Source organism: Ralstonia insidiosa, from assembly GCF_008801405.1.
GTDB classification, from domain to species: Bacteria; Pseudomonadota; Gammaproteobacteria; order Burkholderiales; family Burkholderiaceae; genus Ralstonia; species Ralstonia insidiosa.
Map to the genome: position 1 here is coordinate 3432705 of NZ_VZPV01000001.1, position 15566 is coordinate 3448270.

The 15566-nt window shown below is 62.4% G+C and carries 14 protein-coding genes and 1 pseudogene; 6 read left to right on the forward strand and 9 right to left on the reverse strand.

What is annotated here, in order from left to right; all coding sequences use genetic code 11:
• Positions 1-70: 70 nt before the first annotated feature.
• The 6 genes from F7R11_RS16325 to F7R11_RS16350 all read left to right on the forward strand — a co-directional run bounded on the left by F7R11_RS16325 (position 71) and on the right by F7R11_RS16350 (position 6947).
• A complete protein-coding gene (locus F7R11_RS16325) occupies positions 71-913 on the forward strand; it encodes a collagen-like triple helix repeat-containing protein (protein WP_064805185.1) in 843 nt (280 codons plus the stop codon).
• 140 nt (positions 914-1053) lie between these two features.
• On the forward strand, positions 1054-2157 hold the full coding sequence (locus tag F7R11_RS16330) for a collagen-like triple helix repeat-containing protein (protein WP_064805187.1): 1104 nt from the start codon (positions 1054-1056) through the stop codon (positions 2155-2157).
• 64 nt (positions 2158-2221) lie between these two features.
• On the forward strand, positions 2222-2677 hold the full coding sequence (locus F7R11_RS16335) for a DUF2147 domain-containing protein (RefSeq protein ID WP_021196053.1): 456 nt from the start codon (positions 2222-2224) through the stop codon (positions 2675-2677).
• Positions 2678-2906: 229 nt separating this feature from the next.
• Complete coding sequence (locus tag F7R11_RS16340) at positions 2907-4454, forward strand: methyl-accepting chemotaxis protein (RefSeq protein ID WP_064805189.1); 1548 nt, start codon at positions 2907-2909, stop codon at positions 4452-4454.
• Between the two features lie 134 nt (positions 4455-4588).
• Positions 4589-5944, forward strand: coding sequence for a hypothetical protein (locus F7R11_RS16345; protein ID WP_064805191.1), 1356 nt, complete (start codon positions 4589-4591; stop codon positions 5942-5944).
• A gap of 106 nt (positions 5945-6050) precedes the next feature.
• Positions 6051-6947 (forward strand): EamA family transporter, encoded by an 897-nt coding sequence (locus F7R11_RS16350; protein WP_049285530.1) that lies wholly within the window; start codon positions 6051-6053, stop codon positions 6945-6947.
• Position 6948: 1 nt separating this feature from the next.
• Here F7R11_RS16350 and F7R11_RS16355 read toward each other — a convergent pair whose 3' ends face one another.
• From F7R11_RS16355 to F7R11_RS16395, 9 genes and pseudogenes are all read right to left on the reverse strand, one after another.
• Positions 6949-8031 carry a M14 family metallopeptidase gene (locus F7R11_RS16355; protein WP_064805193.1) on the reverse strand — a complete coding sequence of 361 codons (1083 nt, stop codon included), beginning with the start codon at positions 8029-8031 and terminating at the stop codon, positions 6949-6951.
• Between the two features lie 139 nt (positions 8032-8170).
• Positions 8171-9547, reverse strand: a complete 1377-nt coding sequence (locus F7R11_RS16360; RefSeq protein WP_064805195.1) for a GntT/GntP/DsdX family permease — start codon at positions 9545-9547, stop codon at positions 8171-8173.
• A gap of 55 nt (positions 9548-9602) precedes the next feature.
• Entirely contained in the window at positions 9603-10028 is a 426-nt protein-coding gene (locus tag F7R11_RS16365; protein ID WP_064805198.1) for a DUF1090 domain-containing protein, read from the reverse strand.
• Positions 10029-10287: 259 nt separating this feature from the next.
• On the reverse strand, positions 10288-10995 hold the full coding sequence (locus F7R11_RS16370) for a response regulator transcription factor (RefSeq protein ID WP_064805200.1): 708 nt from the start codon (positions 10993-10995) through the stop codon (positions 10288-10290).
• A gap of 70 nt (positions 10996-11065) precedes the next feature.
• Complete coding sequence (locus tag F7R11_RS16375) at positions 11066-11368, reverse strand: DUF3304 domain-containing protein (RefSeq protein ID WP_021196060.1); 303 nt, start codon at positions 11366-11368, stop codon at positions 11066-11068.
• Between the two features lie 167 nt (positions 11369-11535).
• On the reverse strand, positions 11536-11736 hold the full coding sequence (locus tag F7R11_RS16380) for a hypothetical protein (protein WP_021196061.1): 201 nt from the start codon (positions 11734-11736) through the stop codon (positions 11536-11538).
• 23 nt (positions 11737-11759) lie between these two features.
• A pseudogene (locus F7R11_RS16385) lies at positions 11760-12800 on the reverse strand (outer membrane beta-barrel protein); the annotation flags it as partial.
• 46 nt (positions 12801-12846) lie between these two features.
• The gene (locus tag F7R11_RS16390) at positions 12847-13224 is read right to left on the reverse strand and encodes a hypothetical protein (protein ID WP_064805204.1); all 378 of its coding nucleotides are present in this window, start codon (positions 13222-13224) and stop codon (positions 12847-12849) included.
• A gap of 1127 nt (positions 13225-14351) precedes the next feature.
• Positions 14352-15557: a ribonucleotide-diphosphate reductase subunit beta gene (locus F7R11_RS16395; protein ID WP_021196063.1), complete on the reverse strand. Its 1206-nt coding sequence runs from the start codon at positions 15555-15557 to the stop codon at positions 14352-14354.
• Positions 15558-15566: the final 9 nt, after the last annotated feature.

Consider the following 15566-nt stretch of genomic DNA (forward strand, 5'->3'; position numbering starts at 1 on the left):
ATGCCCGACGAAGAAAGAGCGCAAGACAGAAGGGGTCCAACAGAAGCGTTCTAAGCAGTGGAGGCACAAGATGCGCAATCCAGCGTTCTTGTTCAGTTCGAACCCACCGGAGTGTGGGGTTTTCCCGCAGCCCCAGCGTCGTGCGTTGCGCCGGATGCCTTGCTCTCTGGCAGCTGCGTCGCTGGCATTGCTGGCCGGGTGCGCGAATTCGGGCAGTGGTGACATGGGAACGTCGCTAGGCGGCGGCAGCGATACGCAATCGAAGCCGACGATTACGGCGTCGAGTTCGCCAACGTGGTCGAACAGCAACGGCAGCGGCACCACATCGGGCAGCACCGGCAGCACGTCGAGCGGTAGCTCGCCGATCGCGACGCTGACCGGTCCGGTCGAGCAGGTGACGACGACCACCGTGGCTGCCATCGTGCCGCTCACGACCACGCTGACTTCCGCTACGCAAACACTGGGCGCAGCAACAGGTCTGGGCACGCCGGTCGGCGGTGTGCTGACGACACTGGGCAGCGCACTCGGCAGCGAGGGCAAGACGATCACCACGGCTGGCAAGGGCGATGCGCTGGTGTCGACGCTGGGCAATACGGTGAGTGCGCTCGGCGCGATCACCGGTGGGCTGTCGGCGGTGGTCATGCCGACTGCGCCTTCTGCCAGTGGTGGCGCTACCGCAACGGGCGGCGCACTCGCTGGTGCGTTGCCTGGTGGCCTTGGCGGCCCACTGGCACCGGTGACGACCGCAGTCGGGTCGTTGACGGCGGCGATTCCCGGTGTCGGCACGCTCGGTGGCGGCGCAACCACGGGTTCGCCTGCGAGTGGAATCGGCAGGCTGGGCAGCGTCGGCTCGACGGTCGGCGCACTGGTAGGCGGGCTGCTGTCGGGCACGACGCCGGGTGCACATCACTGATGGCCTCAGCGCTTCGGAAAACGTTCTTTTCATTCGGCGGCAAACGCTGGCGAATGCTGCCCACTGGACGCCAGATGCGCGTTCTTCTGACACCCGGTGGTGATTACGCGGTACGGGCCGCGCTTACAAGGAGACTCACCATGAAGATTCAAACCCCGCTCCAAGCTTCTTACGCTTCGTCGTCCACGTCATCGCGCACGCTGCTGGCGGCGGCCGCACTGGCCGTGCTCGCGCTGGCCGGTTGCGCCTCGGGTGGCAATCCAAACGGCGATACCACCCCGTCGTCGAACGCCAACAACAGCCCGGGTGCGGTGCCGGTTGGCAACGTTGCCAGCAACGGCGGCAACGTCGTCACGCAGACCGGCAAGACGGTGAGTGACCTCGGCACGACCATCGGCACGGCATCGGTGCCCATCGTGGGCGGTACGGCAGCACAGAAGGATCTGGGTGCGACGGTCACCTCCGCCGGCAACACGGTCCAAACGCTGGGCGGTGGCATCAGCAACGGGCTGGGCAAGATCGGCTCGACGCCCGACCCGGTCGGCACGACGGTGCAGAGTTCGGGCGACGTGGTGCGCTCGACGGGCGTCACGCTGGTGAATGCTGGGCAAACCGTCAGCGATCTGGGTGCCGCTGGCAGCCCGCTGGCGCCGCTGAATCCGATCACGTCGCCGGTGGGCAGCGGTGTGTCGGCACTCGGCCAGGTGGCGCAAGGTGCGGGCGGACTGGTGACCATTGGCACGTCCAGCGGACCGGTGCAGCAGGTCACGCAGCAGTTGAGCAATGCGATCGTGCCGCTGTCTGCACAGGTTGCCGGGGCGGGTCAGCAGGTGGGCGCGGCAACCATGCTCGGCGCCCCGCTGGCCGGTGCGCTGAACACGGTGGGCGGTGCTCTGCAGAGCGGCGGCGCGCAAGTCGGCGCGGCCGGCGGCAATGCACTCACGCGTGACGTGGGTGGCCTCGTCGGCGCGGTGGGCAGCACGGTGGCCAGCGCCGGTGGCCTGGTCACCGGCGGTGGTGGCGGCTCGACCAATCCGCTCGCACCCATCACGAATGCGCTGGGCGGCGGCCTCGGCGGTGCAGCCGGCGGTAGCAACCCGCTGGCGCCAATCACCAGTGCACTGTCAGGCGGCGCCAACCCGCTCGCCCCGATCACGAATGCGCTGGGTGGCGTCACGAACGCCGCCGGCGGCTCCGGCAGCAATCCGCTGTCCCCCCTGACCGGCGCGCTGAGCGCCCATTGATCAAGACGATCTGCGCGGCCGATCACCCTCACCGAATTTTTTACCCTGATAAGGAGACACCACGATGCAACGCACCCCTCACTCTCTCGCACGTCTGGCCGGCGCACTGGCGCTTGCACTGGCTGCTGGCAGCGCTTTCGCGCAGGCCACCCCGGCTGGTACCTGGAAGACGATCGACGACAACACGGGCAAGCAGAAAGGCCAAGTGACGATCGTCGATAACGGCGGCGTGTTCACGGGCAAGGTCACCAAGATCCTGGTGCCGGGCGACGAGAACAAGACCTGCACCAAGTGCACGGACGACCGCAAGGACCAGCCGATCCAGGGCCTGACCATCCTGAAGGATCTGAAGGCGAACGGAACCAACAACTGGGATGGCGGCAACATCCTCGACCCGGAAAACGGCAAGGTCTACAGCGCCAAGATGTCGCTGGACGACACGGGCAACAAACTCACTGTGCGCGGCTTCATCGGCATCAGCCTGATCGGCCGCTCGCAAACGTGGATTCGCGAGCAGTGACCCCCCGCTAATAAAGAAGCCTCCCAACGCGCGGCGGTGCCCCTCTTTGTAAGCGGGGGCGCCGTCTCTTCGGGCGCCGGTGCAAGCCGGCGCCTTCTTTTTTGCGCATACGCAGCGCCGCTCCACGCCCCGCCTGAATTCAGCCTTCACTAAAGAACCAGCCGCCGATCGCCGTTACACCCGGAGGGAACGGCCCGCTAGGGGCACAACAAAGTGGAGAAAACGCGACATGCGACAGTGGACACTCAAAGCAAAACTGCGCCTGGCGCTGGCCTTGATGTGGCTGGGCCTGATTGGCGTCGGCGTGTGGAGTGCCATGGAAACCCGCTCGACGATGCTCGATGAGCGCAAGGTCGGCCTGCAGAACCTGGTCGATGCGGCTGAGGGCGTTGCCAAGCTGTATCACGCCAAAGCGCAATCCGGTGCCATGAGCGAGGACGACGCCAAGAAGACCGCACTGGCCACCCTCGCCTCGATGCGTTACGGCACCACCGGCTACCTGTTCGTCGTCGATTCGCAGTTCATCCTGCTGATGCATCCGACGCTGGCCGACATGGTCGGCAAGAGCACCGCCGGCTTCAAGGACCCGACCGGCAAACCCGTCTACCCGACCATCGTCAACGCGGCCAAGGACAAGGGCTTCGGCTTTGCCGAATACCAGGGCCGCCTGCCCGGCAGCGAAACCGCGCTACCCAAGATCGGCTACGTGAAGCGCTTTGCGCCGTGGGACTGGAACCTGTCGAGTGCGGTGTTCCTGCAAGAGGTGGATGCGGCCTACCACCACTCGCTCATCGCCAACCTGATCGTCATCCTGCTGGTGGGTGGCGTGGTGTCGGCGGCCATGTCGCTCATCATCCGCAACGTACAGCGCGGGCTGGGCGGTGAACCCAGCTACGCCACCGAGGTGGCCCGCCGCATTGCCGCCGGTGACCTGGCGGTGCGCGTGCAGACCCGCCCGGACGACCGCGACAGCATGCTGGTCGCCATGGCGCAGATGCAGCAGCAACTGACCGGCACCATCGGCCATATCAAGACGTCGGCGGATTCGATTGCCAGCGCCACCAAGCAGATCGCCGCCGGCAATGCGGATCTGTCGCAGCGCACGGAACAGCAGGCCAGCTCGCTGGAAGAAACGGCCTCCAGCATGGAAGAGCTCACCAGCATCGTGAAGCAGAACGCCGACAACGCGCGTCAGGCAAGCCAGCTTGCGGGCAACGCATCGGACATCGCCATCAAAGGCGGCGAAGTGGTTGGCCGGGTGGTAGACACCATGGCCGGCATCAATGAAAGCAGCAAGAAGATTGCCGACATCATCGGCGTGATCGAGGGGATTGCGTTCCAGACCAACATCCTCGCGCTGAATGCGGCTGTGGAAGCGGCACGGGCGGGCGAGCAAGGACGCGGCTTTGCGGTCGTGGCCGGCGAAGTCCGCAGCCTGGCGCAACGCAGTGCCACGGCGGCCAAGGAGATCAAAGAACTGATCAGCGACTCGGTGGGCCGCGTTGAAAATGGCACCACGCTGGTGGCAGAAGCCGGCAGTGTGATCGACGAGGTGGTCGTGGCGGTCAAGCGCGTGACCGACATCATGGGCGAGATCAGCTCGGCGTCGGACGAGCAAAGCTCGGGGATCGAGCAGGTCAACCAGGCCGTCAACCAGATGGATGAAGTCACGCAGCAGAACGCTGCGCTGGTGGAGCAGGCAGCAGCGGCAGCGCTGTCACTGGAAGAGCAGGCGCACGTGCTGCGCGACGCGGTGGCGTCGTTCCGCACCGCCTGATTTTGCGCGAAAAGCCGGGCTAAATACCGCCCAAGCCCCAACGAGTGGAGGGGCGGCGGTCCGTTCTCCGGTATGTCGCATGGTGTTATGCTGCGCGGCAGAGGAATCAATACAAACAACACGTTGGAATAGCCATGCCCGAGCGCAACCGGCCGCCATTCAGCGGCCTTACTGGCGCGATTGCCGGGTCGACTACCAGCGCCCAGGCCGTAACAGGAGACAACCCTGAAGACACGCCCGGCGGCGCCCGTGAGCCGATGTCTGGCGGCCGCCCCAACACCGCGCGCGATGTCGCCGCGCAGGATCTGGCCAGCGATACCGCCCTGTGGCGGTTTGCCCTGGCAGCAGAAAACGGCGGCCGTGGCCCCCATCCCGACGCCGCGCTGCGCGACGATCTCTCCATTCTGCGTATCCTGCGTGGTGCCGATGGCCTACGCCTGCTCCGGCAAGGACTGCGCAGCGCATTTCCGGGCGCCGCCCTGCGCCTGACGACGTTCTGGCCCGAAGAGCAACCGCACGCCTATCCGGCCCGTGCCGAAGCCCGCCCCGCCGAGTTCGGCGACCTGCTCGTACTGTTCCGCCTGCGCGGTGCCGTCCCCACGCTCGACTGCCGCGCGCTGTTCCTCACCGCCCGCCGCATCGATCAACCCGACGATGCGCTGGACAAGCACCACACGCTGCCGCAGATCAACCTGTACGAAGGCTGGCCCGACTTCAACGTCTACGCGCGCTCGCCGATCAAGTCGCGCAATGCCACCTTCCTCGGCAAGTTTGATCTGTCGGCCGAACTGGATCCGCTGCGCCGCATCGGCCGCGACCAGCGTCAGTGGCGTTACCTGACACCGTGCACCGGCCTGCAGGCCCATTCGCAATGGCCCGGCGCCCGGCCACTCTCGCCGCTGCAATGGCGCTGGCCCTCCGGCCCGCAGGCAGGCGGCGCGCGTCCGGCGAGCGGCTCGTTCACCGGCCTGCTGCGCCAGCTTGCCCGCCCCGAAGGCGCGGGTGAAGACTGTTCCGCCGGTACCGAAGTGCCGACCTGGGGACGCCTGATCAACAAGCTGCTCGACCACAGCTGGGAAGTCGCCCCGAGCCACGCGCTCAAGAGCGGCAATATTTCCTCAATGGCATTCTGGACGCGGCTGCGCGGCTTCCTGACGGCGGAATACCTGCTCGGCACGCATTCGCTGCAGAAGGGGTTCGGCGCATCGCTGCAATTCGAGATGGCCAACGGCCTGCAGGATATCGTCCGCGACGACTGGACGGCCACCACCGGCTTCGACCCCGAAGACCTGGACGTGCCCGGCGTACGCAGCACGCTGCAGCGGATCGCCGCGTCCAAGCTGGCGGTGTTCGGCATGAGCGCTGAAGATCCGGCGCCGCTGGCCGCACCGCGCCCGCAGCGCGGCGTCACTCCACGCCCCGACGGCGAACGCGAAGGCCAGCGCGTGCTGTTGATCGACGTGATTCGCCCCAGCGCGGCAGCCCTCTAACCCCCCAATCTCGTTTCGAGAAAAAGCCGCACCCGCACCGCCGAGAACGCAACGTTTTCTCGGCGGTGTGCGGCTATGCTGTAGCGTTGCATCTGCTGCACCGCCCATGTCTTCCGCTGCCCCCGCCTCTTCCACCTCCATCACGTCGTCCCCCTGGATGCCCATTCTTGCCCTGATGGGTTCGATGGCCTCCGTGTGCCTGGGCAACTCGTTTGCCAAGACGCTGTTCCCGGTGCTGGGCGCGGCCGGCACCGTCACGTATCGCGTCACCATTGGGGCGGCGATCCTGCTGGCGTTCTGGCGGCCGTGGCGCCTGCACCTGACCCGCGCCGACGCCGGTCGCATCGCCATGTACGGCGTCACGCTGGCGAGCATGAACCTGTTGTTCTATCTGTCGTTGCAGCGGTTGCCGATCGGCATTGCGATTGCCATCGAGTTCACCGGGCCGCTGGTGCTGGCGGTGGTGCTATCACGCCGGGCGCTCGATTTCGTGTGGATCGGGCTGGCGGTGGTGGGCCTGCTGATGCTGTCGGTGGGCGACAAGGCAGTTGGCCAGGTCGATCACCTGGGCGCGGCGTATGCGCTGGCGGCGGGTGTGTGCTGGGCGCTCTATATCCTGACCGGCAAGAACCTCGGCGGTCTGCATGCGGGCCAGGCAACATCGCTGGGGATGACCGTGGGGGCGTTGTTCGCGATTCCGTTTGGCGTGGCGCAGGCTGGGTCCGCACTGCTGACACCGTCGCTCATTCTGGCGGGGCTGGGCATCGGGCTGCTGTCGAGCGCGATTCCGTATTCGTTGGAAATGGTGGCGCTCAAGCACCTGCCAGGCAAAACGTTCTCGGTGCTGCTGAGCCTGGAGCCGGCCATCGGCGCGCTGGCCGGGGCCATCGTGCTGCACGAGCAGCTGACGGGGCGGCAATGGACGGCTATTCTGGCCATCATCGCCGCTTCCGCAGGGTGCGCACTGACGGTGCGCGCGCCCAAGCCGGCGCACAGCGAGTGACCTAGCCGGAAACCCGCGCCACGGCTTGCAGCACGGCCATGCGCGTCTGCGCGTAGACCATGCCCTTCCACGCCGGCACATCGCAATAGAACGCATCGCGCAGCGCCCGGCGGATGCCATCTGCCTGCGCAGCGCCCTGCTCAGGGTGTCGATGCAGCCAGTGGTCGGCCCGCAGGGCCTGCAGCACCGCTAGCGGTGCAAGCGTGCCGAACTCCAGCGTGATGCAGGTCTTCTCGATGTCGGGCAGCAGCTCGTATGCCACGCCCACCAGATCCCCCTTGACCACGGATGACACCGACCCCGGTGCCGCAATCGGCCGGACATCCGCACCCCAGGTGCGGATGGCGCGCTCGAGTTCAGCCGGGTCGGGGCTGTTGAAAATCTTCTCGCCGTGGCCGTAATGGCCGAGCCCGGTATGCAGATCGATCCATATGAAACGGGAAACACCTGCCGCATGCCGGGACACCAGCCCGCGCATCTGCAAGGTGCTCCAGCAGGGGGCAGTGCCGCCATAGAACATGCCGTCCGGCACGCGGTATTGCCCACTGGTTGCGGCGTCCTGCAGGGCTTTCTCGCCGTGCGTGACCATATAGTGCTGCAACGCTGCCTGATCCGCCTGGCTGGGCGGCCACGTTGACGGCAGCAGCAACGGATCGACCTCGAGATAGGCCGGATTGGCCGACGCCGCCTCGGCAAAGTCGACGCTGTTGCGGTTGAGGTCGACGTTGTCTTCGTTCACACGCCGCAGGTGGGCAAACCCATACGGGTTGACGGCGTGCACCAGCAGCAGCGCCAGCCCGGACGTCGCCAGCCGCGCGAAGAGTTCGTCGTCGTGCAGCAGGCCGATCTGGCAACCGGAGCCGCAGAACCCTTCCACGCCATGCACACCAGAGGTGACGACCAGCAGCGAATCGGCCTGCGCCGGCCAGAACAGCGCCGTGTCGATAGAGAGCCGCTCGCCGGAGGGCCCAAGCGCATCCGGGTGGAGATGCCGTTCGACGCCCATCCCCTGGGCCTGGGCGGCCGTCAGGAACTTGGCGCGCGCTTCATCGTAGGTGTGCGCAAAGAAGGGTTCGACCGCCATGTCCCGACCTCTCCTCTCGATTGGCAACGGAATTGGAAACTGGAAACCGCTGCCAGTGTAGCCGAGCCCTTTGTCTGTACACGTGTGCAAGAAACGGCGGCGTTGGATGGATCAACCTGTGCTGCCTCACACCCATCCGCTAGCTCAGTGCCACCCAGAAGACATAGGTCAGCACCAGCCCGACCACGGACACAATCGTCTGCAATACCGACCACACTTGGATGGTTTGCTTGAGCGTGAGGCCAAAGTATTCGCGGATCATCCAGAAACCGGCATCGTTGACGTGGCAAAAGAACACTGACCCTGCACCAATCGCCAATGCCAGCAGCCCATTGTGCGTAGCACTTAGGCTTGCGGTGAGCGGGGCCACAATCCCGGCCGTCGTCGTGGTCGCCACCGTGGCCGAACCCGTGGCCTGACGCAGCGCCACCGCAATCAACCACGCCAACAGGATCAGCGGCAGATGCCCGACTTGCGCAATCTTGGCCACCGTATCACTGATGCCCGCCATCACCAGCGCCTGCTGAAGGCCGCCGCCTGCGCCAATGGTCAGCAGTAACGCAGCGATGGGCGGCAACCCCTTGCGCACGATGTCGCCTACCTGCGTGCGCGGCATGCCACGCGCCCAGCCGAGCACCACCATGGCAAACAGCACCGTCAACCCAAGCGCAATGATGGGCTCCCCCACAAAGTTCAGGGCTTGATAGCGCCAGTCATCGTGCGGCAGCCACAGTTGGGCGACGGTGCGCCCGAGCATGAACAGCACGGGCAGAAGCATCGTCAACAGCGAAATACCAAAACTTGGCAGCGTTTGCGCGTCCGGGCGCGCGGAGAGCGTATGCCCGATGTCTTCCGGCGCGGCCAAGACCAGCCGCTTTGATAGCCACATGCCGTACAGCGGGCCAGCCAGCACTGCGGCGGGAATCGCCACCAGCAACCCCAACCCGAACGTCAGGCCAAGATCCGCATGCAAGGCGCTGACGGCAATCAGCGGGCCCGGATGCGGCGGAATCAAGGCATGCAGCGTCGTCAAGCCTGCCAGCACAGGCATGGCGATGCGCAAAATGGGCTGCCCAGAGCGGCGCGCCATCGCGAAGATGATCGGCACCATCATCACCAGGCCCACCTCGAAGAACAGCGGCAGGCCAATGATCAGCGCCACCAGCACCATCAACCACGGCAAGGTGCGCGGCGTTGAACGCTTGAGGATCGTATCCACCAGCCGATCTGCTGCGCCAGAACCCGCAACCAGCGCACCCAGCATGGCACCCAGCGCAATGGTGATACCGATGTTGCCAAGCAAGTTGCCCACGCCCTTGGCAAAGGCAGCCGCGATGGTTTCGGGCGCCAGCCCTGCCGTGATACCCGCAACAAAGGTACCCACCAGAATCGCCAGAAACGGGGCAAGCTTGAGCCAACCAATGGCGACAATGATCAATGCAAGACCAAGCACGCATGACAAGATCAACTGGGTATCGTGCGGCCCCCAACTGGCCAGGATCGCTACCGGATGCACACAACCTCCTACTTCTACGCTGGATCAATCAAGCCCGATCCATCGACTATCCATCTCAAGGTTTGCTGAACGCGACTTGCTCGTTGTGCAGATCATCCATCTTCTCGCGCAGCCTGCGTTGCTTGTCGGCCAGATTGCGCTCCGCCTTGCGGATCTTCTTGGTCTTGCCGTCGCTACGGGCTTCGCGCAACTTATCTTCGGCTTCGCTCACTTCCAGTTGCGCCTTCTGGACGTCCCGCTCGGCTTCGCGCACCTTGCGCTCGGCGTGTTCGGCCTGACCTGCGTCGGTGCAGTTGGCTTTGGTGCTCGCCAGCGCATCTTGCAGGCCGGCAATCCGGAACGTGTTGCCGTATTGCTTGGCCATCTCGATCTGCGTTTCAATCGCGCGGATTTTGGTGGCGCAGTTCGTGGTGTCGGCAAACGCCGCAGACGTGCCCAGCAAGGCAAACGGCGTGAGGGCGACGAGGAGAGTCTTCTTCATAGGAGCGTCCTTATATTCAGTCCATCGATACGGCACGATACGACGATAGTTGGCCACAGCCCATCAGGTTCAACGGATTCTCAACAAGCCGTGACAAATAAAAAAGTCCCGAATGGGCCTTTTTTTTAGCTTGGGAGGGCCCTCTACGCGCAATTGCACGCTGCCCTCCAATGTCGGCAAGCCATACGCAAGCTGATCAATCGTTGCCGACCAATGTGACCATCGGGAACGTGAAGTACGACAATCCACTGCGCCGGGGTCAGTCATCGGTCCGCTTCGTGAGCCGATACCCTCGCCCGTAGACGTTTTTGATCGTCAGCACGGAGTCGCCTTCCATATGGAGCTTCCTGCGGATCTTGTAGATGTGCTGTTCAATGGAGTGCTTGGCGACCGTGGAACCTGTGCCCCATACCGCCAAGGCAATCTGCTCATACTGCAGAAAGGCGCCCATTGAAGAAAAGAGCAGCCACGCGGTTGCAAACTCGCGGCTGGTCAATTGCAGCGGTACCTTGTTCATCGTCACGCACTCGCTCGCGCGATCGAGCACGTACGGACCAATGACCAGTCGGTCGCCGCTCCTTGTTGGCACCTGAACGCCAGACCGGATCAGTACGCGCTGCACACGCACGTACAGCTCTTCGCGGTTGAGTGGCGCGAGGATGAAGTCATCAACGCCAGCCTCAACGGAGCGATACAGCGCATCACGTTCCGAAGGCTCTCCGAAGACAAGGATCGGCGTGGCATTGCCAGCGTTGAATTGTCGCCATGACAGCGCGAGGTGGCCATCCGCATGGAAATGCGGAGCATCAATCAGCAACAGGCTGCAACGCTTGAACTTCCGTGAGTGGCGAATGAGCGCCGTGACGTTTTCGAAATGCAAGCAATTGATATGCGAGCTGGCACCTGCCAGACATTCGGAAACCAGCGTGAATACCGGGGCGCTCGAGGTGACTACTGCGAATTCCATTTGAACTCCATCGGCGCGCAGCTCCCGTTCGGGGCAGCTACAACCCATGCCGACATGGACAATCTTGTCTTCAATATTCGTCCACAAAGACTTTTACGTCGCCGTTGCGCAAGAAATGCACGGACACATGGCCACCGTTGCTTCCCGCCAGATATGGCGGTGGCACGGCAACCAGGGTCTGAGGCGGGCGAAACGCGTCGTCCGACCAACTGACGGTGAGCGTGAAATCCCTCTGATACTCACGCGGCACGCGAAGGCAGCACAGCGATGTTTCGCTAGCCCCATGCCGTGCAACGCCAGCACCGGTCACCTCGTTGATCGAGAAATTGCGGATATCGTGGTCTGTATGGTTGAACGTGACGATGTCTGCCATCACAGTGCCGCTGTTGGTGACGCATCCTGAACTCATCAGACAGCAAGCCAGCCAACAGCCAACGATCACCCGCTCCACAGCCGAAGCCTTCCTCACCTCTGCTCTCCTTCAGGCCGTGTCGGCCGTGCGGCGTTGGCACGCATGGCATGCCAACGCACGCCTGCGTTTCAGGGATGGCCGGACCGCGCCCCGACAGCAGACGCACTCAGCACGGGCCGCTGCTGCGGCTGCGACTGGGCCGCTGCGGCTTTCTTCTCCTTCATGGCTTTGTCGATGATGTGCTGCTGATCCTGATCACGGAACGCCGAAGCGCTCATTGCGTAGATCAGCGAGCCAACTGCAACGAGAATGACTGCAAGATTTTTCATGTGGATCACCGCTGCGCGGCAAGTCAGAAGCGGACAATGAGGTCGGCCGCCACCATGGTCTGGGTGCGCGACAGTCCGCCATTGAAGGCGGGGCTGCTGGCTTGGTAGCGATTGATTTCGGGGCGGATCAGGACGGACTGGTTAAAGAAGTGCGTCCAGCCAATGGCCTCGCCCCAGTACCGGGCGGGCGTACCCGTACGTTGGCCCTGGCGGTCATCCATGTATTCCACACGGAACGACACGCTGTCTTTCGAGCTGACTTGCCAGTTCAGGTAGTCCACCACCGCGACTTCACTCGTGTTGTAGCGGCGCAGCGGGTCGAGGGTGGAGCTGTTCAGACAGCCGAACGGGGTGGATGGTCCATCGGAGCCAACTTGCCCGCTGCACACTGGCACGTTGTTCTCCTTCATGTACCAGACCTCGAGCTGGTTGTTCAGCGTCTGGCTGAAGCGGTGGCTCCAGGTTGCCACCCATTGGTTGATGTTGTTGTAGGCGTAGTTGGCCCCGTTGATGGTGTTTGCGCAGCCGTAGATGGAGTCGGCGTTGGAGCCGCTGATCCATTGGACGCACAGCAGCGGAGACAACTTCGAGCCGCTGGTGCCCGGGAACGTATCGTTGCCCGCCGTGAGGCCAAGCTGGACCGACCAGTTGTTGTTCAGCTTGACGGTATCGACCACCCCCACCTGTGTGTACGGGTCATAGGCGTACAGCAGGGAATGGCTGAACAGATAGTTGTCAGGCGCCAGTTGCGCTTCGATGTCGGGCAGCGAGATGAAACGGCCAACGCGGATGTTCATCCCCTGTGCGATACCGGGGATGTAGGTATCGACATAGGCCATCGGCATGTCAAAGCCGTACTTCTTGTTCTTCTCGAGCAGTTGGTCGCTCCAGAAGCCCTTCATGGTCGTGAAGCGGTAGTCCATGCCGTAGATCAGGTCAAACCGGTAGCCAAAGTCCACATGGTCGGTCTGGTAGGTATCCGGCAAGCGCGTGATCCGAATGTCTGCCTGGTGCAACTGGATGGAGTTGGGAATCTGGTCGTAGGCGGCGGGGGCGTTGGTAAAGCGGTTGCCTGGTTGTTTGTTGGACGTGCTGAGGTTGCCGCCAAGCTCAACCCAGCCCGCTGACCTGGGTGCGTGAGTCCTTCCAGAAGTCGGTGTTCTCGCTGAGCGCCTTCATCAGCGGGTAGACAGGGGCTTCGTTGTGATCGCCAATGGTGGGGGTCCCACCTATCTGATATTCCCCGTAGGGGAACGGCGGCGAATTCTGCGGTGCCGGAAGTTTGCGCAGCTCCGGGCTCGCACCGTCACCCGTGTAGGGCCACGGCGTATCCGCGATGGACTGCGATCCGTCCGTGTAGGCGTTCAAGAACGTCGATACGACGCCATCGCCTTTCTTACTCCCCTGAACCTGGGCATCGTCCGCAAAGACGCTCTGGCAAGCCAGCAGAAAAAGTATGCCCACCCCTCCGACTCTGAATCGGCTCATTTAGATTCCCTCAAATATCAATGTTATTAAAACCAAATTCTTTTATAAAGAATGACAAAAAACACGCAAACTCCGATGCCGAGGCACATCGACTCGACTCCGAAATTTAAAAACACAGCGGGTAAAGCACCCGTATAAATGCTGCCGCGCAGCATAAAAAACCTGTAAATCCATCACCAAGATGGCGTCGTTGAGCCAATCTCAATCACTTGATTGCACAAGCAAATTGATAGGTTCGCAAAAACACAACAAAACTCTCAGCAAATACTCAAAATTAAAATGATCGAATTTCACCAAAACGGCGCACGTTGCACACATACGGTGAGACTCAAGAACATAAGAGGTGCACGAGAAATTGGCATGCCTGCACGGATGGCGCTTTGCCGGCGATCGGTTGGTCTTCTGCCGGTGGGAAAAGGCGTCTGCACCCGCCGGCTTGCCGTACGGGCGCTCCAACATCTGGGGAAGGGGCAGAAAAAAAGAAGGCCCGAGCTATCGGCTCAGGCCTCGAGGTCCGCTGAGTTTTGGCGGAGGGAAAGACCAGCAAAAATGTCGCCAAGATTCACGAGTGAATTTCAGCAACATGTGCCAGCCAACTAATGATCAACACATTTTCAGCTTTTGCTTCGATCGATGAGAAATGTTGAAGATTCAATATCTCGAAAGACGCAGAAAAATTGGAGTCATTGCCGATTGCACGGCTTGATCATCAATTGAGCTTAAAAAAACAAAGCCCCGGGGTTAACTTAACCCCGGGGCCTCTAACCATATATTGCGTAAGGGTTCGCAATGCACGGCTAGGGAATAGCTTAGCTGAAGAAATTCATTTATAAAATAACACTGAATCTTGTTGAAGATTGCCCAAGGTAGTCGGCCCTGAACAATTCGTTCTACCCGCCACTCAGCCTTATCCCACTCTAGGCTCTCAGGAATTAGGAAGCGAAACCCGCTCTCTCAATGCAAAAAGGCGATGGGAATCTCTCGATTCTCATCGCCTCTTTTCATCGCAACCGACCCAACGAACACGTTGTGCGCAGAGTTGCTGAAATCTCAGTACATGTGGCCAAAAAATCTCAGGCTATGTGTCCGAAATCTCAACTCATGTGTCCGTGAGCCGGGGTATCCCATCACTCCCAGGACAGCGCACCACCGGTCTGGTACTCGATCACGCGCGTCTCGAAGAAGTTGCGTTCCTTCTTCAGGTCGATCATCTCGCTCATCCACGGGAACGGGTTTTCTTCGTTCGGGAACAGCGCGTCGAGGCCGATTTGCTGGCAGCGACGGTTGCAGATGAAGCGCAGGTAGCCCTTGAACATCGGTGCATTCAGGCCCAGCACGCCGCGCGGCATGGTGTCTTCTGCGTAGCGGTATTCCAGGTCGACGGCCTTCTTGAACAGCTCCGTGATCTCAGCCTTGAACTCGGCCGTCCACAGGTGCGGGTTCTCCAGCTTGATCTGGTTGATCAGGTCGATACCGAAATTGCAGTGCAGCGACTCGTCGCGCAGGATGTACTGGTACTGCTCGGCGGCACCGGTCATCTTGTTCTGACGGCCCATCGCCAGGATCTGCGTGAAGCCGACGTAGAAGAACAGGCCTTCCATGATGCAGGCGAAGACGATGAGCGACTTCAGCAGTTTCTGGTCGTTCTCGGGCGTGCCAGTCTTGAACGACGGATCGGTCAGCGTGTCGATGAACGGGATCAGGAACTCGTCCTTGTCGCGGATCGACTGCACCTCGTGGTACGCGTTGAAGATCTCGGCTTCGTTCAGGCCCAGCGATTCGACGATGTACTGGTAGGCGTGCGTGTGGATCGCCTCTTCAAACGCCTGGCGCAGCAGGTACTGGCGGCATTCCGGCGCGGTGATCTGGCGGTACGTGCCCAGCACGATGTTGTTGGCGGCCAGCGAGTCGGCCGTCACGAAGAAGCCCAGGTTGCGCTTGATGATGCGGCGCTCGTCTTCGGTCAGACCGTTCGGGTCCTTCCACGTGGCGATGTCGCGCGACATGTTGATTTCTTGCGGCATCCAGTGGTTCGCGCAGCCGGCCAGGTACTTTTCCCAGGCCCACTTGTACTTGAACGGCACCAGCTGGTTGACGTCGGTCGCGCCGTTGATCACGCGCTTGTCGGCGGCGTTCACGCGGCGGTTGCTCTGTGCGGCGGCAGCGTTCGGGTTGTTGCCCAGGATGCCCGTGCCGATGGCGGTGGCCGACGGGGGCAGCACGCCACCTTGGTCAGCCGTGGCGGTTTGCAGTTGCGGCTGCGGTTGATACGCGGGCTGCGGTGCAGCTTGCGGATGTGCGGCAGGTTTGACGTCGTCGTCCCAGCTCAGCATAGGTGTTTC